This is a genomic window from Knoellia tibetensis, assembly GCF_048606415.1.
GTDB lineage: Bacteria > Actinomycetota > Actinomycetes > Actinomycetales > Dermatophilaceae > Knoellia > Knoellia tibetensis.
The window spans coordinates 73379-100248 of record NZ_JBMBWF010000002.1 but is presented as its reverse complement, the minus strand read 5'-3'; the positions used below and the strand labels follow the sequence as shown (position 1 = coordinate 100248).

At 71.9% G+C, this 26870-nt stretch carries 22 protein-coding genes, 1 tRNA gene and 1 riboswitch; of the genes, 5 read left to right on the top strand and 18 right to left on the bottom strand.

The genetic code is table 11. The features are described from left to right. Window positions 1–29 precede the first annotated feature (29 nt). Complete coding sequence (locus ACOJV7_RS12280) at window positions 30–1511, bottom strand: glutamate-cysteine ligase family protein (RefSeq protein ID WP_420190493.1); 1482 nt, start codon at window positions 1509–1511, stop codon at window positions 30–32. Window positions 1512–1653: 142 nt separating this feature from the next. Here ACOJV7_RS12280 and ACOJV7_RS12275 point away from each other — a divergent pair, with 142 nt between their 5' ends. Both ACOJV7_RS12275 and ACOJV7_RS12270 read left to right on the top strand, forming a co-directional pair. Further along, window positions 1654–2832, top strand: a complete 1179-nt coding sequence (locus tag ACOJV7_RS12275; protein ID WP_420190492.1) for an exonuclease SbcCD subunit D — start codon at window positions 1654–1656, stop codon at window positions 2830–2832. Beyond that, the gene (locus tag ACOJV7_RS12270; RefSeq protein WP_420190491.1) at window positions 2829–5918 is read left to right on the top strand and encodes an AAA family ATPase; all 3090 of its coding nucleotides are present in this window, start codon (window positions 2829–2831) and stop codon (window positions 5916–5918) included. The genes ACOJV7_RS12275 and ACOJV7_RS12270 overlap by 4 nt, the downstream gene beginning before the upstream one ends. Before the next feature lie 180 nt (window positions 5919–6098). On the opposite strand, the gene gcvP is transcribed toward ACOJV7_RS12270, so the two are convergent. From gcvP to clsA, 10 genes are all read right to left on the bottom strand, one after another. Beyond that, complete coding sequence (gcvP, locus tag ACOJV7_RS12265; protein WP_420190490.1) at window positions 6099–8987, bottom strand: aminomethyl-transferring glycine dehydrogenase; 2889 nt, start codon at window positions 8985–8987, stop codon at window positions 6099–6101. A gap of 73 nt (window positions 8988–9060) precedes the next feature. After that, a riboswitch (glycine riboswitch) is annotated at window positions 9061–9158 on the bottom strand. Between the two features lie 73 nt (window positions 9159–9231). Continuing rightward, window positions 9232–9807: a MerR family transcriptional regulator gene (locus tag ACOJV7_RS12260; protein ID WP_420190489.1), complete on the bottom strand. Its 576-nt coding sequence runs from the start codon at window positions 9805–9807 to the stop codon at window positions 9232–9234. A 145-nt stretch (window positions 9808–9952) separates the two neighbouring features. Then, entirely contained in the window at window positions 9953–10453 is a 501-nt protein-coding gene (locus ACOJV7_RS12255) for a bifunctional nuclease family protein (RefSeq protein WP_420190488.1), read from the bottom strand. A gap of 17 nt (window positions 10454–10470) precedes the next feature. After that, complete coding sequence (ftsR, locus tag ACOJV7_RS12250) at window positions 10471–11169, bottom strand: transcriptional regulator FtsR (RefSeq protein WP_420190487.1); 699 nt, start codon at window positions 11167–11169, stop codon at window positions 10471–10473. Continuing rightward, complete coding sequence (locus tag ACOJV7_RS12245; RefSeq protein ID WP_420190486.1) at window positions 11150–11608, bottom strand: FHA domain-containing protein; 459 nt, start codon at window positions 11606–11608, stop codon at window positions 11150–11152. Before ACOJV7_RS12245 ends, ftsR begins: the two co-directional genes overlap by 20 nt. Window positions 11609–11702: 94 nt before the next feature. Then, entirely contained in the window at window positions 11703–12092 is a 390-nt protein-coding gene (gcvH, locus tag ACOJV7_RS12240) for a glycine cleavage system protein GcvH (protein WP_420190485.1), read from the bottom strand. Between the two features lie 21 nt (window positions 12093–12113). Then, a complete protein-coding gene (locus tag ACOJV7_RS12235; protein ID WP_420190484.1) occupies window positions 12114–13223 on the bottom strand; it encodes a DUF881 domain-containing protein in 1110 nt (369 codons plus the stop codon). A 10-nt stretch (window positions 13224–13233) separates the two neighbouring features. Then, entirely contained in the window at window positions 13234–13566 is a 333-nt protein-coding gene (locus ACOJV7_RS12230) for a small basic family protein (RefSeq protein WP_035914305.1), read from the bottom strand. Then, window positions 13563–14486, bottom strand: coding sequence for a DUF881 domain-containing protein (locus ACOJV7_RS12225; RefSeq protein ID WP_420190483.1), 924 nt, complete (start codon window positions 14484–14486; stop codon window positions 13563–13565). Before ACOJV7_RS12225 ends, ACOJV7_RS12230 begins: the two co-directional genes overlap by 4 nt. After that, entirely contained in the window at window positions 14483–15085 is a 603-nt protein-coding gene (gene clsA, locus ACOJV7_RS12220) for a cardiolipin synthase ClsA (protein WP_420190482.1), read from the bottom strand. Before clsA ends, ACOJV7_RS12225 begins: the two co-directional genes overlap by 4 nt. Window positions 15086–15121: 36 nt before the next feature. On the opposite strand from clsA, the gene ACOJV7_RS12215 reads away from it, so the two are divergent. From ACOJV7_RS12215 to ACOJV7_RS12205, 3 genes are all read left to right on the top strand, one after another. Then, entirely contained in the window at window positions 15122–16285 is a 1164-nt protein-coding gene (locus ACOJV7_RS12215; RefSeq protein WP_420190481.1) for a MalY/PatB family protein, read from the top strand. After that, window positions 16282–17904, top strand: a complete 1623-nt coding sequence (locus ACOJV7_RS12210; protein ID WP_420190480.1) for a phospholipase D-like domain-containing protein — start codon at window positions 16282–16284, stop codon at window positions 17902–17904. The genes ACOJV7_RS12215 and ACOJV7_RS12210 overlap by 4 nt, the downstream gene beginning before the upstream one ends. Window positions 17905–17995: 91 nt before the next feature. Next, window positions 17996–18072, top strand: a tRNA-Pro gene (locus tag ACOJV7_RS12205). Window positions 18073–18165: 93 nt separating this feature from the next. On the opposite strand, the gene ACOJV7_RS12200 is transcribed toward ACOJV7_RS12205, so the two are convergent. The 7 genes from ACOJV7_RS12200 to ACOJV7_RS12170 form a co-directional block, all read right to left on the bottom strand. Next, window positions 18166–19740, bottom strand: a complete 1575-nt coding sequence (locus ACOJV7_RS12200) for a hypothetical protein (protein ID WP_420190479.1) — start codon at window positions 19738–19740, stop codon at window positions 18166–18168. Between the two features lie 35 nt (window positions 19741–19775). Beyond that, window positions 19776–21881 (bottom strand): sensor histidine kinase, encoded by a 2106-nt coding sequence (locus ACOJV7_RS12195; RefSeq protein WP_420190478.1) that lies wholly within the window; start codon window positions 21879–21881, stop codon window positions 19776–19778. Further along, a complete protein-coding gene (locus ACOJV7_RS12190) occupies window positions 21878–23335 on the bottom strand; it encodes a glycosyltransferase family 2 protein (RefSeq protein WP_420190477.1) in 1458 nt (485 codons plus the stop codon). The genes ACOJV7_RS12195 and ACOJV7_RS12190 overlap by 4 nt, the downstream gene beginning before the upstream one ends. Further along, window positions 23332–24444 (bottom strand): HEAT repeat domain-containing protein, encoded by a 1113-nt coding sequence (locus ACOJV7_RS12185; RefSeq protein WP_420190476.1) that lies wholly within the window; start codon window positions 24442–24444, stop codon window positions 23332–23334. Before ACOJV7_RS12185 ends, ACOJV7_RS12190 begins: the two co-directional genes overlap by 4 nt. Further along, a complete protein-coding gene (locus ACOJV7_RS12180) occupies window positions 24441–24824 on the bottom strand; it encodes a response regulator transcription factor (protein ID WP_420190475.1) in 384 nt (127 codons plus the stop codon). Before ACOJV7_RS12180 ends, ACOJV7_RS12185 begins: the two co-directional genes overlap by 4 nt. Window positions 24825–24953: 129 nt before the next feature. Further along, complete coding sequence (der, locus tag ACOJV7_RS12175) at window positions 24954–26435, bottom strand: ribosome biogenesis GTPase Der (protein WP_420190778.1); 1482 nt, start codon at window positions 26433–26435, stop codon at window positions 24954–24956. Window positions 26436–26484: 49 nt separating this feature from the next. Beyond that, entirely contained in the window at window positions 26485–26832 is a 348-nt protein-coding gene (locus tag ACOJV7_RS12170) for a lysophospholipid acyltransferase family protein (protein WP_420190790.1), read from the bottom strand. Between the last annotated feature and the right edge of the window lie 38 nt (window positions 26833–26870).

Sequence of the window (26870 nt, the reverse complement as noted above, 5' to 3'; positions counted from 1 at the left end):
GGGTCCAGGGGCTCGGGGACACGCTCGGGTCAGGGCAGCGGCCAGGTGTGGACCGGCTCGTTGGTTGCCATGTGCTCGGAGTAGAGCGCGAGCATCTGGTGCAGCGCAGTGCGCCGGTCGCTCCCCTTGGCCTCGAAGCGGCGCACCGCCTCGGTCTGCCAGGTGGCCCCGTTGACCCCGGCCCTCGCTCGGGCCTCGATGATCCCGAGGAAGCGGTCGCGGACGGCCTGCGAGACGCCCCACTCCTCGAGCCCCTCGTGGGCGAGCGGCAGCAGGTGGCGCAGGACGAGCTCGTCGGCGCCGACCTCGCCGTAGCCGGGCCAGTAGAGACGCGACTCGATGCCGTCGCGGGCGCCGCGGTGGAAGTTCTCCTCGCACGCGGCGAAGCTCATCTTCGTCCAGACGGGCCGCTCGGTGGAGGCGAGCTTGCGGACCGCGCCGTAGTAGAACGCGGCGTTGGCCAGGGTGTCGGCGATGGTCGGTCCGGCCGGCAGCACGCGGTTCTCGACGCGGAGGTGGGGGCGGCCGTCGACGATGTCGTAGATCGGGCGGTTCCAGCGGTAGACCGTGCCGTTGTGCAGCCGCAGCTCGGCGAGGTCGGGCGCCTCCCCCGCCTCGAGGCGGGCCATCGGGTCCTCGTCGGTCGTCTCGGCAAGCAGCGCCGGGAAGTAGCGGGAGTTCTCCTCGAAGAGGTCGAAGATGCTCGTGATCCACCGCTCGCCGAAGAACACGCGGGGACGCACGCCCTGGTTCTTGAGCTCGATGGGGCGGGTGTCGGTGGCCTGCTTGAACAGCTCGATCCGGGTCTCGGCGTGCAGGCGCTGCCCGAAGAAGAACGGCGAGTTGGCGGCCAGGGCCACCTGGACCGGCGACAGCGCCTGGGCGGCGTTCCAGTGGTCGGCGAAGTCCGCGGGCGTCACCTGGAGGTGCAGCTGGACGCTCGTGCAGGCGGACTCGGGCGCGATGGAGTTGCAGTAGGTCGCGACGCGCTCGCCGTGCGGGCCGTGGATGTCGAGGTAGATGTCCTCGCCGCGGGCGACGAAGATCGAGTCGTTGAGCGCGGTGTAGCGGTTGTTGTCGCTGATCCAGTCGCCCTCGTAGTGCTCGGGCATGATCGTCGGCAGGATGCCGATCGAGACGAGCCGCGAGCCCACCTCGCGGGCCTTGGAGTCGGCGGCGTTGAGCGAGGACCGCAGGTCCTCCTCGAGCTCGAGCGCGGCGTCGCCGGGCAGCGGGCGCGGCGGGACGTTGAGCTCGATGTTGTACTGCGCCAGCTCGGTCTGGTAGCCGGGGTCGGCGATGGCCTGGAGCACCTCGGCGTTGGCGAAGTGCGGGTCGTAGTCGCCGTTGACGAGGTTGAGCTCGATCTCGAGCCCGGTCATCGGCCGCTCGAACTCGAACTGGTCCTGGGTCAGCATCCGCTCGAAGACGTCGAGGTTCTGGCGCACCTTCTCTCGGTAGCGCTGTCGCTCCTCGCGCGTGTAGCTCTGCGCGCTGACCTCTGCACCCACGCCCATCACCTCCGGTTCCAGCCGTCCAGTCGAGCTCGTTGGCCAACTCAATCACCATCCGAGCACAGGGTGCGAGGGGAAGGGCCGGGAATCCGCGTTTCGGTCACCGGCCCTGTCGGTGGCCGGACCTAGCCTCGGTGACGTGCGCATGATCCACACCTCCGACTGGCACCTAGGGCGGGCGTTCCACCAGGTGGGGCTGCACGGCGCCCAGTCGGCCTTCCTCGACTCCCTCGTCGAGGTCGTGCGCTCCGAGGCTGTCGACGCCGTCCTCGTCGCGGGCGACGTCTACGACCGCGCCCTGCCTGCGCCCGACACGGTGGCACTGCTCTCGGACGCGGTCGAGCGGCTCATCGACGCCGGCGCCGTCGTCGTGCTCTCGAGCGGCAACCACGACTCCGCGATCCGGCTCGGCTTCGCCTCGCGCCTGCTCGAGCGGTCCGGGCTCCACATCCGCACGAGCCTCGACGACGTCGGCCGGCCGGTCATGGTCGGCGGCGTCGCAGTGCACCCCCTCCCCTACCTCGAGCCCGCGCTCACGGCCGGTCCGCTGGGAGCCACCGACCGCACGCACGCCGGCGTCCTGCGGGCCGCCATGGCCAGAGTGAGGTCCTCGCTCGCCGAACGCCGTCACGAGCGGTCGGTCGTCATGGCCCACGCCTTCGTCACGGGCGGGGCGACGAGCGAGTCCGAGCGCGACATCGCCGTCGGTGGCGTCGCGGCCGTGCCACCCGAGGTCTTCGACGGCGTCGACTATGCCGCGCTCGGCCACCTGCACGGGCGTCAGGAGGTCGCCGAGGGACTGCGCTACTCCGGCTCGCCGGTCGCGATGTCCTTCAGCGAGACGACCCACACCAAGGGCTCCTGGCTCGTCGACCTGTCGACCGGCGACCCCGCCGTCCAGTTCGTCGAGGCTCCGGTGAAGCGGCCGCTCGCATTGCTGCGCGGCACGCTCGACGAGCTCCTCACCGACCGTCGGCACGCCTCCGCCGAGGGTGCCTGGTGCCAGGTGACGCTCACCGACCCCGTGCGCCCGCTCGGCGCCATGGAGCGACTGCGCGCACGCTTCCCGCACACCCTCGACCTCCGCTTCGCCCCCACCGGTGAGGTGACGACGATGAGCGCGTATGCCGGCTCGCTCACCGAGCGCTCCGACCTCGCCGTGTGCTGCGACTTCCTCGGTCACGTGCGCGGGGGCCACGCCGCCGACGAGGAGGAGCGGATCCTCCTCGAGGAGGCGGTCGAGGGCGCCCGGCTCCGGCGCGCCGGGGCCGAGGGCGAGGTCGCCACCCGGTCCACACGGCGCAGCGGTGCCGCATGAGGATCCACCGCCTGCAGGCCACCGCGTTCGGACCGTTCCCCGACGAGGTCACCGTCGACTTCGACGCGCTCACCGCCTCCGGCCTCTTCCTCATCCACGGGCCCACCGGCGCGGGCAAGACGAGCCTGCTCGACGCCATCTGCTTCGCCCTCTTCGCCGACATCCCCGGGGTGCGTGACCGTCGCGGGATCGTCAGCGACCACGCGGCCCCGACCGCCACCCCGTCGGTCGAGCTCGAGTTCACCTGCGGCACCCGGCGTTTCCTGCTCATGCGCAAGCCCGCGCACGTCCGCCCCAAGAAGCGCGGCACCGGCACGATCGAGAGCCCGGCGACGGTGAGCCTGTCCGAGCAGGAGGGCGAGGGCTGGCGGGTCCTCTCCACGCGCAACGACGAGGCCGCCGAGGTCATCAACGACGTCCTCGGCCTGGGCAAGGAGCAGTTCGCCAAGGTGGCGATGCTCCCCCAGGGAGAGTTCGCAGCCTTCCTCACAGCCAAGGACGACGAGCGGCGAGCGCTGCTCGAGAAGCTCTTCGACATCACCCGCTTCGCCGACGTCGAGGAGTGGCTCGTCGACCAGCGCCGGGCGAGCGAGGCAGCCGTCGCCGCCGTCCGGGCCGGTATCGACACCGACCTGGCGCGGCTGGCCGACGTCGTGGCGGTGAGTGGTCTCACCGGTCCCAGCGACGACGCGGTCGAGCCGCAGGACCTCGGTGGGGACGGTCCGTGTGTCGACGACTCCCCCGACGCCATCCGGGCCCGGCTGCACGCGATCGGATCCGAGCTCGACGCCCGGCTCTCCGAGGCGATGGTCGCGCTCGACGTGGCGCAGAGCGAGGAGTCCCTCGCCGCGCGCGCGGCGGAGCGGACGAGAGGCCTCGTCACCCTGCGGTCCCGCGCGACCGCGGCCCGCACCGCGCTGGCCGAGCTCGACGCCGCCGCCGAGGACATCGCCCTGGTGCGCGCCGCCCACGACGAGGGCCGCCGGGCCGCCGGCGTGCGTGGCCACCTCGACGCCGTGCTCCGCGCCGAGACCGACGTGGACCGGCTGGGCGACCTCGTCGAGCAGAGGTCGTCACGCGTCCTCACGGACATTCCCGGCGCCACCGACCCGGCCGCCGTCCTCGCGGACCTCGTCGTCCACGACGACACGGTGCGCGAGCTCGTCCGGCTCGAGCGACAGGTCGCCTCGCGAGCCGACCTCGCCCGCGTGCAGCAGCAGGCCGTCGAGCGGGCAGGGCAGGTCCTCGCGACGGCGGACGCCGACCGCGCGGCTGCCCAGACCCGTGCCGCGGAGGCGGCGGCCGAGGTCGCAGCGGCGGCCGAGGCGGCGGCGGCTCTCGACGGAGCCGTGGCCGCAGCCGACGACGCCCGTCGCCGACTCCGTCTGGCCGAGCGGGTCGTCGCCGACGAGACGACCGTCGCCCGACTCACGGAGGCCGCCTCCGACGCACGGACAGCGGCCCAGGACGCGCGGGACGCCGAGCAGGACCTCGTCGGGCGCCGGCTCGAGCAGATGGCCGCCGAGCTCGCCGAAGGGCTCGTCGACGGCGACTCGTGCCCCGTCTGCGGCTCTCAGGAGCACCCAACCCCTGCGACCGGGTCCGGCCGCGTCACCCCCGAGGAGCTCGAGGCCGCACGGTCGCGCCACTCGGCCCTGGTGGTCGAGCACCAGCGGGCGGAGTCCGCGGCGGCCAGCGGCAGGGCCCTCCTCACCGACGCCCTCGAGACCTTGGGTGTCGCGGCTCCCCGCGAGCTCGACCTCGACGCCGAGGCGGCCATCGTGGCGCTGGCGGACCAGCGGCGTGACGACCTGCGTCGACGGGCCGGCGGACGTGCACGTCACGAGACGGCGCAGGCCGCCGCCCGGGCCGAGGCCGCGCGGATCGACGAGGCCGTGGCCGAGGCCTGCCGTGCGCTCGCGCAGGCGACGACCCTCGTCGAGCAGGCGGTCGAGGCCCAGGCCGCAGACGTCGCCGAGGCGTCTCGGCTCACCGAGTCGCACGCGCCCTGCCCGTGCCGGCGGAGCCACGACGTCGACACCGTGGACGAGGCGCCGTCAGCCGAGGCGACGTCGCAGAGGCACCGCCGTCTTGTCGACCAGGTCACGGGCTGGGCCGAGGCCGCCGAGCGCCACGGCACTGCCGTCGCCCGGCACCAGGAGTCGGTGCAGGCCGCCACGGCCGCAGCGATCGAGGCCGGCTTCGAGTCGGTGGAGGACGCAGCACGGGCGATGGTCGCCCCGACCATGCTGGAACGCCTTGGCGACCGGGTTCGCGACCACGACCGTGCCCGGTCGGCGGCACAGGCCGTCCTCGACGACCCCGACGTGCAGGCAGCCGAGGCAGCGCCCGAGCCTGACCTCGACGCCGTCGTCACGGCCGCCCAGCAGGCCCGGACGGTCCTGCTCGAAGCGCAGTCGCGCCAGGCGCGGGTCGCCTCCGCGACCACCTCCTTCGCCTCCGTGCGGTCGAGCCTCACCGCCGGACTCGACGCCGCCGGACCGATGCTCGAGCGCCACCACCGGGTCAAGGACCTCGCCGACACCTTCGCGGGCGGCGGGATCAACAACACCCTGCGGATGCGCCTCACCTCCTACGTCCTCGCCGCCCGGCTCGAGAAGGTCGCCCAGCTCGCCAACGAGCGGCTACGGGTCATGGGTGACGGCCGCTACCGGCTGGAGCACTCCGACCGGCTCGCCGCGCGAGGCGCACGCAGCGGTCTCGGCCTGCGCGTCCTCGACCAGTGGACCGGGGTGACGCGTGAGACGTCCACGCTCTCCGGCGGCGAGGCCTTCATGGCCTCACTCGCCCTGGCCCTCGGGCTCGCGGACGCCGTCCGGGAGGAGTCCGGCGGGTTCGACCTCGGCACCCTCTTCGTCGACGAGGGCTTCGGCACGCTCGACGACGAGAGCCTCGAGCAGGTCATCACCGTCCTCGACTCCCTCCGTGAGGGAGGCCGCGCGGTCGGCGTCGTCTCGCACGTCGGCGAGCTGCGCAGCCGCATCACGAGCCAGCTCGTCGTGCGCAAGACGGCCAGCGGCAGCACCGTCGCCGTGTCGGCCCCCGGCGCCGAGAGCGCGGCCTGAACGGACCGACGCCGGCACCACGCCGTGGCCACCTCGCCGAGGCAGGGCCGAGGCACACCCCCACACGTCACCGGGGCGCTGACGATCGACGGACACGTCCAGGTCGTGGTCTCGCTGTGAGCCGCGCCGCGCGACCCGGATGGGTCACGCGGCGCGGCGTCACGGCATACGGGGGCCTGCTCAGTCCTCGAACGCCTCGGGCGGCGGGCACGAGCACACGAGGTGACGGTCGCCGTAGGCGCCGTCGATGCGACGCACCGGCGGCCAGTACTTCGCGAGCGGGTCGACACCCTTGGGGAAGGCGGCCTCCTCGCGCGAGTAGTCGACGTCCCACTCGCCCGCCAACGACAGGGCGGTGTGCGGTGCGCCGCGCAGGACGCTCGAGTCGGCGTTGCCGGCCGACCCCGCCGCGTCGATCTCCGTGCGGATCGCGACCATGGCGTCGCAGAAGCGGTCGAGCTCGGTCTTGTCCTCGCTCTCCGTCGGTTCGACCATGAGCGTGCCGGCGACGGGGAACGACATCGTCGGCGCGTGGAAGCCGTAGTCGATGAGCCGCTTGGCGATGTCGTCGACCGTGACACCCGTCGCCTTGGTGAGCGGACGGACGTCGAGGATGCACTCGTGCGCGACGAGGCCGTCCTCGCCGGAGTAGAGCACCGGGTAGGAGTCGCGCAGGCGGGCGGCGACGTAGTTCGCGTTGAGGACGGCGACCTCGGTGGCGCGCTGGAGACCAGCCGCACCCATGAGACGGACGTAGGCCCACGAGATCGGCAGGATCCCGGCCGAGCCGTAGGGCGCCGCCGAGACCGGGCCCACGCCGGTCCCGGGACCGGCCTCGGGGTCGAGCGGGTGGTTGGGCAGGAACGGCGCGAGGTGCTCGCGCAGGGCCACCGGGCCGACACCGGGACCACCGCCACCGTGCGGGATGCAGAAGGTCTTGTGCAGGTTGAGGTGCGACACGTCCGCGCCGAAGCGACCGGGCTGAGCGAGCCCGACGAGGGCGTTGAGGTTGGCGCCGTCGACGTAGACCTGGCCGCCGGCGTCGTGGACCATCGCGCACAGGTCCTTGATGGTGTCCTCGAAGACGCCATGGGTCGAGGGGTAGGTCACCATGATCGCGGCGAGGTCGTCGCGGTGCGCCTCGACCTTGGCCTTGAGGTCGTCCATGTCGACGTTGCCGGTGATCGTGTCCGTCTTGACGACGACGACCTTCATGCCGGCCATGACGGCGCTGGCCGCGTTGGTGCCGTGCGCGCTCGCCGGGATGAGGCAGATGTTGCGCTCGGCGTCACCGCGCGAGCGGTGGTAGGCGGCGATCGTGAGGAGTCCGGCGAACTCGCCCTGCGACCCGGCGTTGGGCTGGAGCGAGACGGCGTCGTAGCCGGTGATCTCACAGAGCCACTGCTCGAGCTGGTCGACGAGGGCGCGGATGCCCTCGGTCTGGTCGAGCGGCGCGAACGGGTGGAGGTTGGCGAACTCAGGCCACGTGATGGCGAGCATCTCGGTCGTCGCGTTGAGCTTCATCGTGCACGACCCGAGCGGGATCATGCCGCGGTCGAGCGCGAAGTCGCGGTCCGAGAGCCGGCGCAGGTAGCGCAGCATCGAGGTCTCGCTGTGGTGGCTCGAGAAGACGGGGTGGGTGAGGTAGTCCGAGGTGCGGTCCAGCGCCTCGCCCCAGCCGGGCTCGGCGATGTCGACCCGCGTCGGCTCGGCGACGCCGAAGGCCCGGGCCACACCGGCGATGTCGTCGAGGTCGGTCGTCTCGTCGACCGACACGATGACGGTGTCGGCGTCGTGGCGCCAGAGGTTCGTGCCCTCGTCCAGTGCCGCGGCGACGACCTCGTCGGCCTTGCCCGGCACGGTGACCGAGAGCGTGTCGAAGCGCGGGCCGTCGGCGACGTCGACGCCGCCCTGCCCCAGGGCCGACGCGAGGGCCTCGGCGTGGGCGTGGATGCGCAGCGCGATCGCGCGCAGGCCGCGGGGTCCGTGGTAGACGGCATACATGCTCGCCATGACGGCGAGGAGGACCTGCGCGGTGCAGATGTTGGACGTCGCCTTCTCGCGACGGATGTGCTGCTCGCGGGTCTGGAGGGCGAGGCGGTAGGCCGGCGCGCCGGTCGCGTCCACCGAGACGCCGACGAGGCGGCCCGGCAGGGTGCGCTCGAGGCCGGCCCGCACCGACATGTAGCCGGCGTGCGGACCACCGAAGGCCATGGGCACGCCGAAGCGCTGCGTCGTCCCGACGGCGATGTCGGCGCCCCACTCCCCCGGCGCGACGGCGAGAGTGAGCGCCATGAGGTCGGCGGCAGCGGTGACGAGCGCACCGGCGTCGTGCGCGGCCGAGGCAAGGCCACGGTGGTCGAGGATCCGGCCGTGCAGGTCGGGGTACTGGACGAGGACGCCGAAGACGGCGCGTCCACCGGCGGCCTCGGTGACGGCTTCGGTGGTCGCGACGCCGGACAGGTCCGCGACGACGATCTCGATGCCGAGCGGGAGGGCGCGCGTCTGCATGACCGCGAGGGTCTGCGGGAAGACCGCCTCGTCGACGAGGAGGACCGCGTCCTGGGCCGCCTTGCTCGAGCGGCGCATGAGCGTCATCGCCTCGGCGGCAGCGGTCGCCTCGTCGAGGAGCGAGGCGCCCGAGATCGTGAGGCCGGTGAGGTCGCTGACGACGGTCTGGAAGTTGAGGAGCGCCTCGAGCCGTCCCTGCGAGATCTCGGGCTGGTAGGGCGTGTATGCCGTGTACCAGGCCGGGTTCTCCAGCACGTTGCGCTGGATGACCGGCGGCACGACGGTGCCGTAGTAGCCGAGCCCGATCATCGACGTGAGGACCGAGTTGCGGGCGGCGAGACCCCGCAGCTCCTCGACGACGGCGGCCTCGGACGCGGCCGGGGCGATGTCCATCGCCTGGGTCGCCCGGATCGCGTCCGGCACGGCGGTCGTGGTGAGGTCGTCGAGGCTCGAGCGGCCGATGGCCGCGAGCATCTCCGCGACGGCCTCGTCGTCGGGACCGATGTGGCGTCCCGCGAAGGCGGGCAGGTCGGTCGGGCTCAGCGTGGTGTCGGTCATGAGGTGAGGCTCCTGGCGCACGGGACGGGCACGGGCCTCCCCATCTGTCGCGGGGACGCCGCTTCAGAGGTGCCTGATCCGTGCGGTCCTTTGCGCCTGAGAGGTTCCGGGGAGTTTGCCCCTTCGGCGCCCCGGTCCCTGTCGGGCCGAGGACTCTCCCGCTCGGTGTGTGCGGCCCGCTCAGGGTAACAAAAGCGGTGCGTGCCCCGGAGGGCACGCACCGCGTGGAAGGTGAGGTCGGCGCTCAGGCCAGACGCGCTGCGCGACGGGCGCTGAGCTCGTCGCCCGGGTGCGCGGCGGGGGCCTCGTCGCTCGGCCGCTCACTCGGCAGCTGCGAGAGGTCGCCCTCGACCTCGCGCCACACCTTGCCGACGGCGATGCCGAAGACGCCCTGCCCGCCTTGCAGCAGGTCGATGACCTCCTCGTTGGAGGTGCACTCGTAGACCGAGGCGCCGTCGCTCATGAGCGTGATCTGGGCGAGGTCGTCGACACCACGGTCGCGCAGCACCTGGACGGCACCTCGGATCTGCTGGAGCGAGACGCCGGTGTCGAGCAGGCGCTTGACGATCTTGAGGGCCAGGATGTCGCGGAAGCCGTAGAGACGCTGGGAGCCGGATCCGGCAGCACCGCGCACCGACGGCTCGACGAGCGACGTGCGGGCCCAGTAGTCGAGCTGGCGGTAGGTGATGCCGGCGGCCTTGCACGCGGTCGGGCCGCGGTAGCCCATCTCCTCGTCGAGCTCGGGCAGGTCGTCGGTGAACAGCAGGCCCTGTGCCGCGACCGGCACATGCCCCTTGGGGTTCTCTTCGATGGCGTTCACGCCGTCCTCCTGCTGTCCACGAAAGCGCTGTAACTACATGGTCGTCGTTCTCTGAGTGCGACGCTAGGGGTCGGGGAACCCCGGGTCAACTACCACTCGACCCTGACAACATGCGTGTCGTGTGTCACTTCCGTAACACTGACCCTCAACTCGACGGTTGGTCTCCGGTGTCGAAGTCGTCGGCGGAGACGTGGTCGAGGAACTCCTTGAACTTCTCGACCTCGTCGTCCTCCTGCTCCCCCGCCATCGCCACACCGGCCTCGTCGAGGAGCTCCTCGGAGGTGACGATCTCGACTCCGGCCCGGAGCGCGAGGGCGATCGCGTCCGACGAGCGCGAGTCGATGCTCGCCCCGCCGCCGGCCTCGCCACCGTCGATCTCGAGCACGGCGTGGAACACGCCCGCCTCGAGCGAGGTGATCCGCACCCGGTCGATCGAGTGCCCGAGGTCGGTGAGCACGTTCTTGAGCAGGTCGTGGGTGAGCGGGCGGGGCGGGACCACGCCCTGCTGGGCGTAGGCGATGGCCGCGGCCTCGGCGGCGCCGACCCAGATGGGCAGGTAGCGGCTGCCGTCGCGCTCACGCAGGAGGACGATGGGCTGGTTCGTCGGCATCTCGACACGGACCCCGAGAACGTCCAGTGACTTCACTGCTCCACCGTACGTCGTCAGGGACGGGCCAGACCACCCTTGACCAGCGCCGCGTGGAGCTGGAGGCACAGATGGGCGACCTGGGCCTCGTTCGCGGCCCGCCCGTCGGCACGACGCGTGCTCATCGCCTGCTCGACGAGGCCCACCTCGCGATCGGCGGCCGTGCGGAACGGACGCAGGTGTCGCGCCTCGATCCCATATGCCGCCAGGCCGGCTGCCGCGTGCGTCGCCTGGAGGTCGGTGGCGGAGTAGTGCCCGTCGGCGTCGGCGCGCAGGATCCCGAACCCCTCGAGCGAGGTGATGACCTCGGCGTCGAGGCCGGTGGCGGTCGCGAGCTCGTCACGGGTGAGCCGGACGGCCTGGGTGGGCCTCAGCTCGGCGACGTCGGGCACGTCAGGGTCGCTCACCGGCTCGGGCGGGCGCGGCCGGGCGTCGGCCTCGGGAGCCGGTTCGAGCCCGCGGTCGATCGCGTCGAGGGACTCGCGGATGACCTTGAGGGGCCAGAAGCGGTCTCGCTGGGCGCGCAGGACGTAACGCAGCCGCTCGACGTCCGACACGGCATACGTGCGGTAGCCGGCGGGAGTGCGGCTGGGCTCGACGAGCCCCTCGGACTCGAGGAAGCGGATCTTGGAGATGCTGATCTGCGGGAACTCCTCGCGCAGCGCGTCGAGGACCTTCCCGATGGTCAGCGGCCGCTCAGCCCTGCTTGGCGGCATAGAAGACGAGGCGGTACTTGCCGATCTGCACCTCGTCGCCCGTCTGCAGGGTCGACTCGTCGATCCGCTCGCGGTTGACGTAGGTCCCGTTGAGCGAGCCGACGTCCTTGACGACGAAGTGGCCCCCGGTCCGCTCGAACGTCGCGTGCTGGCGCGAGACCGTGACGTCGTCGAGGAAGATGTCGCTCTCGGGGTGGCGGCCTGAGGTGACGACGTCGTCGTCGAGGAGGAACCGCGCTCCGGTGTTGGGTCCGCGCAGGACGACGAGCAGCGCCGTCCCCGGTCGCAGCGCCTCGACGGTCGCCTGGTCGGCACGGGTGAGGACATGCTCGCTCTCGTGGACGATGTCGGACTGCTCGAGACCCGGCACCGCCTGGAACTGCATCGTCGTCGACGACTCCGGCTCGCGCGCAGGGGTGTCGCGACTCTGGTCACTCATCTGTGCGGCTCCTCGTCTGTGCTCTCCGTGGAGCATTCACCCTAGATGACGGCTCGAGGGATGACTAGGCAAATGCCCGTGGTGGGGCTGGGAATCAGCTGAGCTGTTGCTGGTAGGCCTCGACGTCGAGCAGTCCGTCGACCGCGGCGGCGTCGCTGGGACGCATCTCATACATCCATCCCTCGCCGTAGGGGTCGGAGTTGACGAGCTCGGGTGAGGCGTCGAGGGCCTCGTTGACCGCGGTGACCTCACCGGCGAGCGGGGCGTAGAGGTCGCTCACCGACTTCGTCGACTCGACCTCCCCGCACGCGTCACCGACGGCGACGGTGTCCCCCACGCCCGGGAGGCTCACGTAGACGACGTCCCCGAGCGCGTCCTGGGCGAACGACGTGATGCCGATGCGGACGGTGTCACCCTCGGCGGCACGCACCCACTCGTGCTCGGCGGTGTAGCGCAGGTCGCTGGGGTACTCGAGGTCGCTCATCGGTGAACTCCTTTGGTCCGTTCAGGACTTCGTGGGGCTGGGAATGGGTCGAGCGTACTGAGGCTCGGAAACGGTCTGCAACGCGGACACGGTGACCTCGTCCTTGGTCTCGATGCTCGCCTCTCCCCCGACGCTGCGGACCGTGTTGGTGACCCCTCCCGGGATCTCCATGGCCGACGCCAGGGTGGAGCCGTCACCGATGGCGGTGATGACGTAGGGCGCCGACACGTCCTTGCCGGAGATGGCGATGCTGCCCTCGCCGTCGGTGAAGTACGTGTTGGCGACGATGCGGACGTCGTTGATCTCGACGGCCTCCGCGCCGGCGTCGCGCAGCTCCTGGAGGGTGTCCAGCAGCATCGGCGCGGTGACGCCGAACTCGGGGTCGCGGATGGTGAGGACGATGCCGGGACCCCTGGCGGGCGCGGTCCCCGTGAGGATGGCGAGTGAGTCGAGACGCTGCTGGGCCGCGGTGCGCGACTCGGTCAGGCTCGTCGTGTCGCTCTGGAGGCGGTCGCGCGAGAAGCGGAGGGTCTGGATCTCCTCGGCGAGCCGGTTGCCGTCCTGGTCGACCGTGTCGAGGATGCGGATGAGCTCGTCCTCGCGCAGGTCCTCGAGGCCCTCGATCGACGTCTGCCGGACCTGTGCCGCGATGGCGAACCCGAGGCCGATCGCGAGCAGGGTCGCGAGCACGTTCGCCTTGGTGGGTCGTGGGCGGGCGGCCAGACCGAGCCGTCGCCACGCCCGCTCGGAGCTGTCGGTGGGACCCGGGGTGCCCGGGTAGGGCTGGGCGTCGTCGACCCGATCGGGCTGGGCCGACGACGGCGCAGCGACGGGTTCCGGCTCGGGTGCGGTGAGGGGCTCGGCCTCGGTCACCACCACGGGCTCGGACTCACGCGCCATGACGGGCTCGGGCTCGGGTTCGGGCGCGACGCTGTCGACCGGCTGGTGCACGACCGTCGGCTCGGCGGCGTCGCCGGCCTCGGCCGGCTCAGCGACCGGGTCCGGGTCCGACTCGGCGAAGGGCACCACTGCCGGATCGGCGGTGGGATCGGGCGCACCCACGACCGGGGGCTGGGCCGTCGGGACCCCGGGACGCGGTTTGCCCCGGCTCTTCTTCTTCTTGGCACTCATGACGGTCGGCTCACGCGTTGAAGAGGTGGCGACGGATCGAGGCGACGTTGGAGAAGATCCGCACCCCGAGGACGACGACGACACCGGTCGAGAGCTGGCTGCCGACGCCGAGCTGGTCACCGAGGAAGACGATGAAGGCGGCGACGACGACGTTGGACAGGAACGAGACGACGAAGACCTTGTCGTTGAAGATGCCGTCGAGCACGGCTCGCACGGCGCCGAAGACTGCGTCGAGCGCGGCGATGACCGCGATGGGCAGGTAGGGCTGGAGCCACAGCGGCACCTCGGGCTGCAGCAGGACACCGACGACGATGCCGATGACCAGACCCAGGGCGGGAATCACGAGGGTCCTCCTTCGGACGTGGGCGGTGCGGCGGGGCCGAGCCTATCCGCGGGGGTCGCGGACCGGGTCCCGAGTGTCGCCGACGCCGGAATCGTGACCTCCTTGCGCACGACCGTGCTCACCCGGATGCCGAACGAGTTCTTGAGCGTCGAGAGGTAGGTGCCGCCGCTGCCGTCGGCGAAGGTCGCCGGCAGGTCGCCGGGGTCGCCGATCGCCGTGACGACGTAGGGGCGCTTGAGCGGGCGGTAGTCGACGAGGATGGCCTCACCGGCGAAGCGGATGGCCGCGGTCGTCGTGAGGCGCTGACCGTTGACCGACACCGCCTCCGCGCCGGCCTCCCACAGGCTGTTGGTGATGAGCTGGAGGTCGCGCGCGATGACCTTGCCGTCGGTGGACCCGCTGTCGCCGCGCGGGTCGGAGTTCGTGCCCTCGTCCGCGCTGCTCGGCGCGTCGTCGACGGTGACGACGAAGCCGGGGCCGCGCACGGGCACCGCCCCCGCGACGAGCGAGAGTCGCTGCACGTCCTGGGCCAGCTCCTCACTGACGTTGCGCAGGGTCTCGGCGTCGAGCGCGGCGATCTCGGAGCGCAGTGCCCCGGCCTGTGCCGCTTGGGCGTCGACCGCCGTCTGCTGACGCTCGATCCGCTCGATGAGGCTCGACTTGGTGCGCTGCTTGGTCGTCTCGCTCCCCCGCAGCTGCATGGCCGCGATGCCGACGAGGGCGCCGATGATGACGAGGAAGACGACGAGCCGCGGCGACCTGAGGCTCGTCGACCGGGAGAGTCCGGCCTTCTCGCGTCGCTCTGCGGCCGCGGCATAGCCGGGGTCCAGGGGTCGCTCGAGCATCGAGGTGATGAGCGTCATCGACGCGTCGGGGCGACGCGAGCGGCGCTCGGCGGGCGGGATCGACGCGTGGCTCACGACGCCCTCCGCTGCGCGACCAGGCGGCTCAGCTGGACGGCATACAGGATGCCGGCGACCCAGTAGAGGACGGTGCCCCACCACGCGAAGCCCCACCCGACGGGACGCATGAAGGTCGCGAGCCAGCCGCCGCCGTCGGCCATGAGGAGGGCAGGGAACGCGTAGAGGAGGTTGAACGTCGCAGCCTTGCCGATGAAGTGCACGGGCAGCCCGGTCCAGCCATAGCGGTGGGCGATGAGGACGACGACGGCCATGAACGCCTCGCGGGCGAAGAGCACGGCGACGAGCCACCACGGGATGATGTCGCGCCAGGCCAGCCCGAGCAGCGTCGTCACGATGTAGAGGCGGTCGGCGATGGGGTCGAGGAGCTGTCCGACGCGCGACACGAGGCCGTAGTGACGGGCGATCTTGCCGTCGAGGTAGTCGGTGATCCCGGACGCCATGAGGATGACGAGGGCGATCGCGTCGTGCTCGGTCGCGATGGCCCAGATAAACGCGGGGACACCGAGGAGCCGGAGGGCCGAGAGAGCGTTGGGCAGGGTGAGGACGCGGTCGACGGGGGCGCTGTCGGTCCCCCGCAGGCTCTCACCGGCAGTCATGCGCTCAGCCTATGTCGTCGTGTCTACAGTCTGGTCATGACTTCCACTCTCCTGACGGGTGACGCGACGACCTGGCGCCCGCGGCGCACCGGTGTGAAGTGGGGGGTCTACGCCGACGACGTGCTCCCCCTCTGGGTCGCCGAGATGGACGCAGAGCCGTGCCTGCCGGTCGTCGAGGCCGTCGAGGCCGCGATGCGCCGCGGCGACACGGGCTACCCCCTTGGGGCCGAGTACGTCGAGGCCGCCGCCACCTATGCCTCCGACACGTGGTCGTGGTCGGTCGACACCCGTCGCACCTCCCCCGTCGCCGACGTCATGATCGGCGTCGCCGAGGTCCTGCGCGGCGTCACCGACCCGGGCGGACCCGTCGTCGTGTCGTCCCCGGTCTACAACGCCTTCTTCGACTTCGTGGACATGACCGGGCGCCGTGTCGTCGACGCCCCCCTCACCCCTGCCGGGCGGCTCGACCCCGAGGCGCTCGACCGGGCGTTCGGTGAGGCGCGAGCGGGAGTCGAGCGCGGGTCCCATGCTCTGCATGGGCCGGCATACCTGCTCTGCAACCCCCAGAACCCCACCGGGACGCTCCACACGCGTGAAGAGCTCGAGACCCTCGCGGCGATCGCCGAGCACCACGGCGTCACCGTGGTCGCCGACGAGATCCACGCGCCGATCGTCCACGACGGCGACTTCACGCCCTACCTGACTGTCGCGGGCGCGCAGCGCGGGGTGAGCCTGCTCTCGGCATCGAAGGCCTGGAACCTCGCCGGGCTCAAGGCTGCCCTCGTCGTCACCGGCGAGGAGGCCCCGCCGGGCGCGACACTGCACGAGGTCCACTCGCACGGCGCAAGCCACCTCGGACAGATCGCGGGGATCGCCGCGTGGACGCAGGGTCGCGAGTGGCTCGCGAAGGTCACCGAGGAGATCGACGCGAACCGCACGCTGCTCACGCGCCTCCTCGCCGAGAGGCTCCCGCAGATCCGGTATGCCGTCCCCGCCGCCACCTACCTGGCTTGGCTCGACTGCCGGGAGCTCGCACTCGGGGACGACCCGGCGGTGGTGTTGCGCGAACGTGGCCGGGTGGCGTTCTCCTCCGGACCGTCGTTCGGCGAGACCGGTCGGGGGTTCGTCCGGGTCAACCTCGCCACCTCGCCGGAGATCCTCACCGAGGCCGTCGACCGCATGGCCCGAGCGCTGTCGTGAGCGGCGGGCCCGGCTCGGACGTGACCCGCTGGCTCCTCACCGCGAGCGAGCGCGGCAACCCGCACACGGCCATCGACGACGAGCACCCCGGTGAGCAGGCCTGGTCGACCGGCAACTCGGTGCGTCCGCTCGTCGACGGTGCGACCTACTTCGAGGAGCTGTTCCGGACCATCGAGGCGACCCGAGCGGGCGACCTCGTCCTCTTCGCCGGGTGGCGGGTCGACGCCGACCAGCAGCTCACCGACGACCCGTCGAGCACGCTGCTCGAGGTGCTCGACCGCGCCGAGGACCGGGGAGTCCAGGTGCGTGGGCTCATCTGGCGCTCGCACACCGAGCAGCTCGACTTCTCGGCCGAGGACAACCGCGAAGTGGCCGAGGAGCTCGCCGACGAGGACGACGAGCACGCCGAGGTCCTGCTCGACATGCGGGTGCGCCGGGGCGGATCGCACCACCAGAAGTTCGTCGTCGTGCGTCACGGCGACGACCCCTCGCGGGACATCGCGTTCGTCGGCGGAATCGACGTCGCACACTCACGTCGCGACACCTCCGACCACCGTGGGGACCCGCAGCAGCAGGCCCTGGCGGAGGAGTACGGCCCGAGCCCGGGCTGGCACGACGTCCACTGCGCCATCACCGGCCCGGCCGTCGCCGACGTCGAGACCGTCTTCCGCGAGCGGTGGGACGACCCCTCCCCGCTCACCCCGGCGCTGCACTCACGGCTGCGCGACCGCCTCAGCAAGGTCCAGCACGAGCCGACGCCGCTGCCGGAGCGCCGGCCAGCACCGCCGCCGGTCGAGGGTGGCACCCATGTCGTGCAGGTGCTGCGGACCTACCCGCACCGCCACCTGCGCCGGAGGTATCCCTTCGCTCCCAAGGGTGAGCGGTCGATCGCCAGGGCCCACCTCAAGGCCATCGAGCAGGCGCGGCACCTCATCTACCTCGAGGAGCAGTACCTCTGGTCATCGACGGTGAGCCTCGCGCTGGCAGAGGCTCTCTCGGCGAACCCGGAGCTCCACCTCATCACCGTGCTCCCCCACCGCCCGGACCTCAGCGGCATGGCCGAGCTGCTCCAGCTCGAAGGACGGTTCGAGGCGCTCAAGCAGCTCACCGAGGCGGCACCGGAGCGTTTCGCGGCTTACGGGATCGAGAACCACGCGGGTTGGCCTGTCTACGTGCACGCCAAGGTCGTCGTCATCGACGACTGGTACGCGACCATCGGGTCCGACAACGTCAACCGCAGGTCGTGGAGCCACGACTCCGAGCTCGCCGCCCTCGTCGTCGACGACGCGGGCACCGACCACTCGCCGTTCGCCCGCTCCCTGCGGCTGCGCCTCGCGGCGGAGCACCTCGACCGGCCCCTGTCCGGCGAGGAGCACGAGGCGGCGATGGCCGACTGCGTCCCGGCCGCCGGGATGTTCACGGCCTACGCCGATGCGGCTGCGCGGCTCCAGGAGTGGCGCGACGGCGGCATGCTCGGGCGCAGGCCCCCGGGCCGGCTCCGAGCGGTGCGGGAGCCGGACATCGGCCGCTGGCCCCGGCGGGTCCTCGAGGTGCCGCAACGACTCCTCGGCGACCCCGATGGACGGCCCTCCGAGCTGCGTCGCCGCCACGTCTACTGACCGTGGGGCCGCCCACCGGAACCGATTCGGTGACGGCGTGAGGCATGGGATATGGTTTCGTTCGCTCGCGCGGCAACGCGGGAGCGAGCCACGGGCTGTGGCGCAGCTTGGTAGCGCACTTGACTGGGGGTCAAGGGGTCGCAGGTTCAAATCCTGTCAGCCCGACCAGCTCCCCTGGGAGACCACGGGACACGAAGGGCCCCTGCCGGACCACGGCAGGGGCCCTTCGTCAGGTCCGCCGGCGCCGGTCTGTGGGACGGCTCAGGGGCGGTCGAGCCGGATCGCCAGCACGCTGCCCGCGTTGACCGAGCTCGGCATGGCGTCGAGCGGTGACAGCGGTGTGAGCTTGCTGCCGTTGCGCACGTCGAGCGTGTCGGCCCAGAGCACCGAGGCGCGGGTGGCGGACAGGCCCTTCGGAAGCGCGAGCGTGAGGGGTGACGGCCCGACGCCGGCCGGGTCGTTCATGTTGACGACGACGAGCGTGACGCCGGTGGCGTCCTCGATCGCGTAGGCGTGCACCCGGGGCGCCCCCGCGACGGCGATCTGCCGAATCGTCCCCTGCTGCACCTCGGCGAGCTGCAGGAGGGCGAGGTAGTTGGACTGTCCTCGCAGACGTGGCGTGCGCTCCCCCAGCTCTCCGGTGTCGCACAGGGGGCTCATCGGCGCCCCGCCCCGGCAGGCGTCGATCATGCCGTGGTAGTTGAGCCGCCGGACGCCCAGCGCTGCCGTGTGGAGGGTGAAGTCCGCGGTCCAGAGCGCCTGGGCGTGGGTGCGGGACGTCTCGTTGGTGCCGACGCACGAGGTCGGACCTGCCTCTTCCAGCCAGAGGGGCAGGCGGTAGCGCGCAGCCGTCTGCAGGCCCATGCCGAGGATGTCGTCGACCCGGTCGTGCAGCCACGGTGACACGAGGTTGCCGACCGTGGGCGCCGCCCTGCGGTCACCGGACGTGCCGCACGCCCAGAGCGGGTACCAGTGCGCCGCCATCGCGGCCGTGTCCGCGATCCTCGCGTCACCGAAGGCGCGCCACCACGGGGCGTCGAACGTGCCCGGACCGATGATCGGCAGCCCGGGCACGCGCGCGTGGATGGCCTTGACGTAGGGACGGAGCTCGGCGACGTAGTCGGACGGGTTGTACTCCCCTTCGCGCATCCGGTACTGCGGCTGGGAGGCGAGGGCGAAGCCGTTGGGCTCGTTGCCCACCGAGACGGCCACGAGTCGGGCGCCGAGGGCGCGGCGGGCGTGGAGGACGTAGTCGGCGCCTCGCGCCGGGTCGTCGTGGCCGAGGTCGACGACGAGCGTCACCGTGGCGTCGACCTTGGTCGCGAAGGCGGCGAGACGCGCGAAGTCCTCGGGCGTGAGCGTGACCTGTGCCCACGTCGGCGCCGGCTCACCGGTCGAGGTCCACCACACCCGCCGGTCGACCGAGTTGCCGCCGAACCGCAGCGACGGACGGTCGAGCGCCCCGACGAGCTCGTCGAGGTAGCTCGCGTCGGGGTCCCAGCGGGGGTCGGCGAGGTCGCTGGCCTCGAAGGACAGCCCGACGTTCGCGGGATCGAACCGCGCTCCGACCGGCTTCGCGCTCGCCTGGAGTGAGAGCGACAGGGCAGGTCCGGGCTTGCGCACCGGTGGGGTCGGGTTGAAGAAGCGTGGCTTCGCGGGGCGCAGCCCCGGGGCGAGGTCCTCGAGCGTGAGCACCCTCGCGCTCGTGGGGCGCTCGTCGGTGCCGGGCCGCTCGGGCCTGCTGGGGGACGAGGTCGTGCACGCCCCCGCGAGACCGACGGCCGCCGCGAGGACGACCGCGCTGGCGGCCGTCCGCAGGGAGCGTGGCATCGGCACGGCCCGATCGTATCCGCGCCCGGTCGGACCGGAGCTCACGCGTCGACGACGACCTCGGACGCGACGTCACGTCGCGGCTCGGGCTGCTCGCGATGCGCGTCGGGCTCCACCTCGACGAGCGGAAGCACGAGGACGACGCTCGTGCCCTCACCCTCGACGGAGTGCAGCTCGAGCTCGCCGTGATGGGCCTCGACGATCGCCTTGACGATCGCCAGCCCGAGTCCGGTGCCCGGGATCGCCTGCTGGGTCGCGTTGCTCGCCCGGAAGAACCGGGAGAACATCCGCTCCATGTCGGTTGCGGGGATGCCGATCCCCTCGTCGCGGCACTGGATGCGCACGCGCGTCGCCTCGAGCACGGCGGACACGGTGACCGCTCCCCCGTTGCGCGAGAACTTCACGGCGTTGCCGATGACGTTGGTGAGGGCACGGCCCAGCTGGAGCGAGTCGCCGGAGACGACGCACGGCTCCGGCAGGTCGAGGACGTCGATCCTGATGTCGTTGGCCGACGCCTGCGGCTGGAGGTCCTGGGCGACGTCGCGCACGAGCGCGCCCACGTCGACGGGGAGGAAGCTCGGGTCGAGGCCGCGGGTCTCGATGCGGTTGAGGACGAGGACGTCCTCGATGAGACCACGCAGCCGCACGGTGTTGCGGTCGATGACGGTGAGGGCCTTCTGCTGTGCCGGTGCCACCTCGCCCAGGTCGCCGTCGGCGAGCATCTCGAGGTAGCCGGCGATCGACGTGAGGGGCGTGCGCAGCTCGTGGCTCACGGTGCCGACGAACTCGTCCTTCTGACGGTCGAGGGACTCCAGCCGGGCCACGTGCTCGGCCTGTTGCTGCTGTCGCTCCTCGGCGAGGAACGCCCGAGCCGCGTATGCCGTGGCCTGCTGGAGCGTGGTCCGCTCGTGCGTCGTCCACTCCCTCGGCTCCGGCGCGACGAGGAGCATCGCGCCGATGACGCCGTCGCCGACCCCGAGCGGAGTGCCGAGCAGCGCACCCATCGGCACCTGCTCGGCGATGCTGCGGAAGAAGGGCCACTGCCGGAGGTCGTCGTTGGCGAAGTCCGAGGTCTCGAGCAGCCTGCCGGAGAGCCACAGCCCCTTCGTGATGCTCTCTCGGGAGACCGGCACCTCGAGGACGACGCCCGACTCGTCGATGGCGCCCTCGGGCCAGCACGCCGCGAGCCCCCACCTGCCGGTCTCGCCGCGCGAGGTCGAGTCCGTCGTGAAGATGGCGGCGGTGGTGCCCGTGGCCTCGCCGAGGCTCCGCACCGTCATCGCCAGAGCCTCGTCGGCGGAGACCCGGCCCCGGAGCGCGGTCGCCAGCTCGAGGGTGAGCTCGCGCAGCCGGATGGCCTCTCGCTGGTCCTCCTCGAGCCGACGGGTCGTCTCGGTGAGGTGGTTGAAGTCGGCAGCCAGGCCGCGGACGTCGAGTGGGCCGTCGCGCTCGTCTGCACGAGCCGCACGGTCCCCGAGCCGCTGGAGGTGGACGACGTGGCGCAGGGCGTCGATCGACCCGGTGAGCGCACGCGCGATGCGCCAGCCGGCATACAGGGCGAGCACGGACGCGAGGAGCCCACCGCCGACGAGAAGCACGAGGGCGTCCCGCAGCTGCCCGGTGGAGGCTGCCCGGGTCTCGACCCGTTCGTCGCGCAGCTCCTTGCCGAGCGTGCCGTTGGCCTCACGGACCCGGTCGAAGAGCTGCTTGCCGGTCATGAGGTCGAGGTTGCCCCCGGCGTCGAGGCGGGCCCGGCTGTTCTCCGCGTAGCGCCACCACACCTCGATCCACTCCGCCTGCTCGTCGAGGGAGTCCGCCCAGCGTGCGCTCTCGGGGCCGAGGGCCGACCGGAGCTGCGACTCGTAGGCGTCCGACCGCTGGTGCGCGCCGACATAGGGCTGGAGGAGCGCGGCCTCCTGGGAGGCGTCGTAGGCCCGCAGGCCGGTCTCGGCGTCGGTGAGGGTCTGGAGGAGCATCGAGTTGGCGTCGGCCGCCGGTCCGAGGACGGTCGCGAGGCGATCGACCTGCCGGTAGGCGCCGAGCACCGCCACACCCCCCGCCACCATGGCCGTGAGCATGAGCCCGACGAGGATGAAGACGAGGCGCCGCAGCCGGCGGGTCACCGTGACGTCGTTGAGGAAGCTCACGGCTGGGACTCCTCGCCGAGACCGACGCGGGTCATCGTGCCCCACACCTGCTTCCGGCCGCGCAGGCTCGCCCACCACCCCTGGAGGCGCCACCATGCGGTGAGCTGGCGGTAGCCGATGTTCTCGGCGATGGCCGCGACCAGCATCGTCCCGAGGTCACGCCAGCGGGCGTACTTGCGGAAGGTCATCTCCTCGAGCGTCATCGCGGCGAGCGTCACGAGGATCGCGTAGCCGTAGGCGATGAGCATGAAGAGGATCGCGAAGGGGACGTTGATGACGTCGAGGACCAGACCCAGGATGACGAGGAGCAGCCCGACGAACTCGAGGAGGGGCGCGATGAGCTCGAAGAGCCAGTAGTACGGCATCGCGAGCATGCCGACCTTGCCGTATCGAGGGTTGAGCATCATGTGCTTGTACTTCCACAGCGTCTCCCAGAGTCCGCGGTGCCAGCGGGCGCGCTGCTTCTTGAGCACCTTGGCCGTCGAGGGGACCTCGGTCCAGCAGACCGGCTCACCGACGAACTTCACGCGGTAGTCGAGACCCTCGCGCTTGAGGTGCTGGTGCACGCGCACGAGGACCTCGAAGTCCTCGCCGATGCTGTCGGTGTCCAGCCCGCCGACCTCGACGAGCACGTCACGACGGAAGACGCCGAACGCACCCGAGATGAGGACGAGGGCGCCGAGGCGCGACCAGCCGGCGCGTCCGATGAGGAAGGCGCGGAGGTACTCGACGACCTGGATCCGGGGCAGGAGCTGGCGCGGCATCCGCGGCTCGACGAGACGACCGGCGACGACGCGGCTGCCGTTGGCGGCACGGATGACCCCACCGGTGGCCACCATCCGCGTCGGGTCGTCGGCGAACGGGACGGTCACCGTGATGAGGGCGTCGGGGTCGAGGATGGAGTCCGCGTCGACGAAGACGCACAGCTCGCCCGACGCGGCGTTGATGCCGACGTTGACCGCGTCGGAGCGTCCGGAGTTCGTCTTGCGGATGATCGTCAGCGGCGTGCGGCCGTTGCGGGGCACGTGGATCGACAGCACCTCGGCCTTGACCGGGAGCTCACGCGGGATCTCACGGTCGACCTCGACGAGGTCGAACGCCTCCCTGAGCCGCTCGAAGGTCTCGTCGGTGCTGCCGTCGTCGACCCCGACGACCTCGTGCTGCGGGTAGCGGAGCGAAAGCAGCGACTGGATCGACTGGACGATGCCGGCCGCCTCGTTGTACATCGGCACGACGAGGGTGACCGAGGGCACGAACTCGCTCGCCACGCGTTCCTGCCGGCCGCTCTGCTCGACCCGGCGGAGGTGGTGGATGAAGTCCCAGGCAGCCAGGGCGATGAAGACGAGGTAGGAGGTGTTGATGAGGACGAAGTAGATGAGCACGGGCCACTGAGCGGCAGCGAGCAGGTCGATGATGACCTCGCGCAGCCCGGGGATGATGTCGTCGACGCTCATGCGACGCCCTTGCCGCTCGCCCGCAGGTCGAGCATCTGCAGCATCCCGGTCACGGCGGAGCGCGCCTTCGGCGCGACGGAGTCCTCGGCGGCCAGCTCACGCAGCGCGCGGCGTCCGCCCTCGGTCTCGGCCAGGGCCGTGGCCGCGCTCGTCGCGAGGAAGCGATCGTCGTCCCCCAGCACCGAGACGAGTCCGGCGACCGCGACGTCGCCGCCGAGCTCGCCGAGGGCACGTGCGGCCGCCCGGCGCACCACGGCGGGCTCCGCCGGCGCGAGCAGTCCGACGATGACGTGGACGTCCCCGGGACGCCCGACGGCCCCGAAGGCCTCGGTCGCGCTGACCCTCACGGTGTGGTCGGGGTCGGTGGCGGCCATCTCGGCGAGCCGCGGGCCGGTGGCGAGGAAGAGGTTGTGGCCGGCCACCCCCGCCGCGACGTTGCGCACGCCGGGATCGTCGTCGTCGAGCCCCGCGACGACCGCCGCCTCGGCCGAGACGCCGAGCTGCGTCAGGGTGCTCAGGGCCACCGTCGCCGGGACACCCGGCGCCGAGCGGCGGCTGCGCACCGCGCGGAGCACGGCACCCGCGGCCGACGGGCCGGCACTGGGGCCGAGCGCGCCGATGGCGCGGGCTGCGACGATGCGCACCTCGCCCGAGCGGTCGTCGAGCATGCGGAGCAGGTCGTTGACGTGCGACGGGTCGCGGAGAAGGCCGAGGATCCGGGTCGCCCGAGCGCGGCGGACGCTCGAGGCGGACCCGAGCGAGTGCAAGGCCCGGGCGACACCCTGGCGCTCCCGCAGCACCTCGACCAAGTCCTCCGCCGGTCCCCCGCGCACCTTGGTGAGGAGGTCGACGACGGCCTTGTCGAGGTCGGGCCCGGCGGTGCGGTCCTGTACGAGGCGACGGCGGGCGGCCCCGGACTCGTCCTCACCGGCACCGACCGCGAGCAGGTCGCCGCGCAGGGGTGCGAGCCGCTGACGGCTCCTCTCGGCACGGCGGGCGATGCGGACGCGGCTCACGACGACGAGGATTGCGAGGACGACGCAGAACCCGATGACGCCGACGAGCACCTCGTCGAGGAAGCCCGCCCCGATCGGCTGCGTGTCGGTCACTGAGAGCGGGCGAGGAGTGCGGCCACCCGATGGACGAGCTCACGCGGGCTGAACGGCTTGATGAGGTAGTCGTCGGCGCCGGTCGAGAAACCCATGTCGACGTCGGTGTCACGCGATCTGGCGGTGAGAAGGACGACCCGGACGCCCTTGAGCGCCTCGTCCGAGCGGATCTCGCGCAGGACGTCGATGCCCGAGAGCCCGGGCATCATGACGTCGAGCACGGCGAGCTGCGGCGGGTCGCGACGGATGTCCTCGAGTGCCTCCACGCCGTTGGCGGTGGCACGCACCTCGTAGCCGGACTGGGTGAGCTTGAGCTCCACCAGGTCCCGGATGTCGTCATCGTCGTCTGCAACAACCACCTGCACCGCTGTCGGTGACACGCGAACCCCTCTCGTCGAGCCACCAGTTTATAGCCCGCGACTAGTCACCACCCGACAAACGGGCCAACGTGAGTGGCCAGTTCGAACCAGTCCGTCATCGCCCGAGGGCCCGGACGACACCGAGTGGGCTCAGCGACGGGAGCGCTTCTCGCGAACCCGGACCGACACCTCGATCGGTGTGCCCTCGAAGCCGAACTCCTCGCGCAGCCGGCGCTCGACGAAGCGGCGGTAGCCGGCCTCGATGAAGCCCGACGCGAAGAGGACGAACCTGGGCGGCCGGGTCGAGGCCTGGGTCGCGAACAGGATGCGGGGCTGCTTGCCACCACGCACCGGGTGCGGGTGGCCTGCGACGACCTCGCCGAGGAAGGCGTTGAGCCGGCCGGTGGGGATGCGCGTGTCCCACGACTCGAGCGCGGTGTCGAGGGCGGGGACGAGGCGGTCCATGTGACGGCCCGTCGAGGCGGAGACGTTGACGCGCGGCGCCCACGGGATCTGGACCAGCTCTCGCTCGATCTCCCGCTCGAGGAAGTGACGACGCTCCTCGTCGGTGAGGTCCCACTTGTTGTAGGCGATGACGAGCGCGCGCCCGGAGTCGACGACCTGCTGGACGACGCGGATGTCCTGCTCGGTGATTGAGACCGACGCGTCGATGAGCACGACGGCGACCTCCGCCTTCTCGAGCGCGGTCTGGGTCCGCAGCGACGCGTAGAAGTCGGCGCCGCGGGTCTGGTGGACCCGGCGACGGATGCCGGCCGTGTCGACGAAGCGCCACGTCGTGCCGCCGAGCTCGATGAGCTCGTCGACCGGGTCGCGGGTCGTGCCGGCGACGTCGTCGACGACGACGCGGTCCGTGCCCGCCAGCCTGTTGAGGAGTGAGGACTTGCCGACGTTGGGCCGACCGAGCAGGGCCACGCGACGGGGCCCGCCACGCTGGTAGGCCGCGACGGCCGACTTCTCGGGCAGGACGTCGAGGATCGCGTCGAGGACGTCCCCGCTGCCTCGGCCGTGCAGCGCCGAGACCGGCCACGGCTGGCCCAGACCGAGGTTCCACAGCGCCGCGGCGTCGGCCTCGGTCCGCTGGTCGTCGACCTTGTTGGCGACGAGGACGACGGGCTTGCCGGCCCGGCGCAACAGCTTGACGACGGCCTCGTCGTCGTCCGTGGCACCGACGACCGCGTCGACGACGAAGAGCACGGCGTCGGCGAGCTCGACGGCGATCTCGGCCTGCTCGGCGACGCGCAGATGGATGCCCTTGGCGTCGATGGCCCAGCCACCGGTGTCGACGAGCGTGAACTGGCGGCCGGCCCACTCGGCGTCGTAGGCGACGCGGTCACGGGTCACACCGGGGACGTCCTCGACGACGGCCTCACGCCGGCCGATGATGCGGTTGACGAGGGTGGACTTGCCGACGTTGGGGCGGCCCACCACGGCGACCACGGGGACCGCCGTCTCCTCGGCGTCCTCGCCGGCCTCGTCATCGCCCCGATCGACGAGCGCGAGGTCCTCCTCGCTCAGCTCGAAGTCGTCCAGGCCAGCACGCAGGGCATGCGTGACGGACTCGTCCAGCGACCCGTCGGAGGTCACGGTCTCGTCGGTCTCGGGGGTGTTCATGCGCACCATTCTCCCAGAGGCCGCACCGTGCTCGGTCCGCTCGGTCCGCTCAGTCCCAGACGTCGGGAGGGACGTCGGTCGGCAGCTCGATGCCGTGCCGATCGCTCGAGTCCCGCACGTGCTCGGCGAGCGAGACCCGGATCTGCTCCGCTGCACGCTCGAGCCGGACCCGACCCGGTATGCCGGCCGCCCCCGTGAGCGCGACCGGCTCGCCGAAGTCGACGACGAGGCGGCTGCGCAGCCGCGGCCACGACGACGCGAGGTCACCGGTGGCCCGGGTGCCCAGGCACGCGACGGGCACGACGGGTGCGTGCCCCTGGAGGGCGAGCCAGGCGACGCCCTTCTCCGCCCTCTCGAGGTCGCCCCTGCCGCGTCCTCCCTCGGGGAAGATGCCCACCACTCCCCGCGCTCGAGCACACCGAGCGCCGAGGTCAG

What these genes read in the sequence shown, in the direction of transcription:
- ACOJV7_RS12270 (WP_420190491.1), top strand. Translation starts at nt 2,829, where the DNA reads ATGAGGATCCACCGCCTGCAGGCCACCGCGTTCGGACCGTTCCCCGAC.
- gcvP (WP_420190490.1), bottom strand. Translation starts at nt 8,987, where the DNA reads ATGACCGACACCACGCTGAGCCCGACCGACCTGCCCGCCTTCGCGGGA.
- ftsR (WP_420190487.1), bottom strand. Translation starts at nt 11,169, where the DNA reads ATGCCGCCAAGCAGGGCTGAGCGGCCGCTGACCATCGGGAAGGTCCTC.
- ACOJV7_RS12245 (WP_420190486.1), bottom strand. Translation starts at nt 11,608, where the DNA reads ATGAGTGACCAGAGTCGCGACACCCCTGCGCGCGAGCCGGAGTCGTCG.
- gcvH (WP_420190485.1), bottom strand. Translation starts at nt 12,092, where the DNA reads ATGAGCGACCTCGAGTACCCCAGCGACCTGCGCTACACCGCCGAGCAC.
- ACOJV7_RS12235 (WP_420190484.1), bottom strand. Translation starts at nt 13,223, where the DNA reads ATGAGTGCCAAGAAGAAGAAGAGCCGGGGCAAACCGCGTCCCGGGGTC.
- clsA (WP_420190482.1), bottom strand. Translation starts at nt 15,085, where the DNA reads ATGACTGCCGGTGAGAGCCTGCGGGGGACCGACAGCGCCCCCGTCGAC.
- ACOJV7_RS12215 (WP_420190481.1), top strand. Translation starts at nt 15,122, where the DNA reads ATGACTTCCACTCTCCTGACGGGTGACGCGACGACCTGGCGCCCGCGG.
- ACOJV7_RS12190 (WP_420190477.1), bottom strand. Translation starts at nt 23,335, where the DNA reads ATGAGCGTCGACGACATCATCCCCGGGCTGCGCGAGGTCATCATCGAC.
- der (WP_420190778.1), bottom strand. Translation starts at nt 26,435, where the DNA reads ATGAACACCCCCGAGACCGACGAGACCGTGACCTCCGACGGGTCGCTG.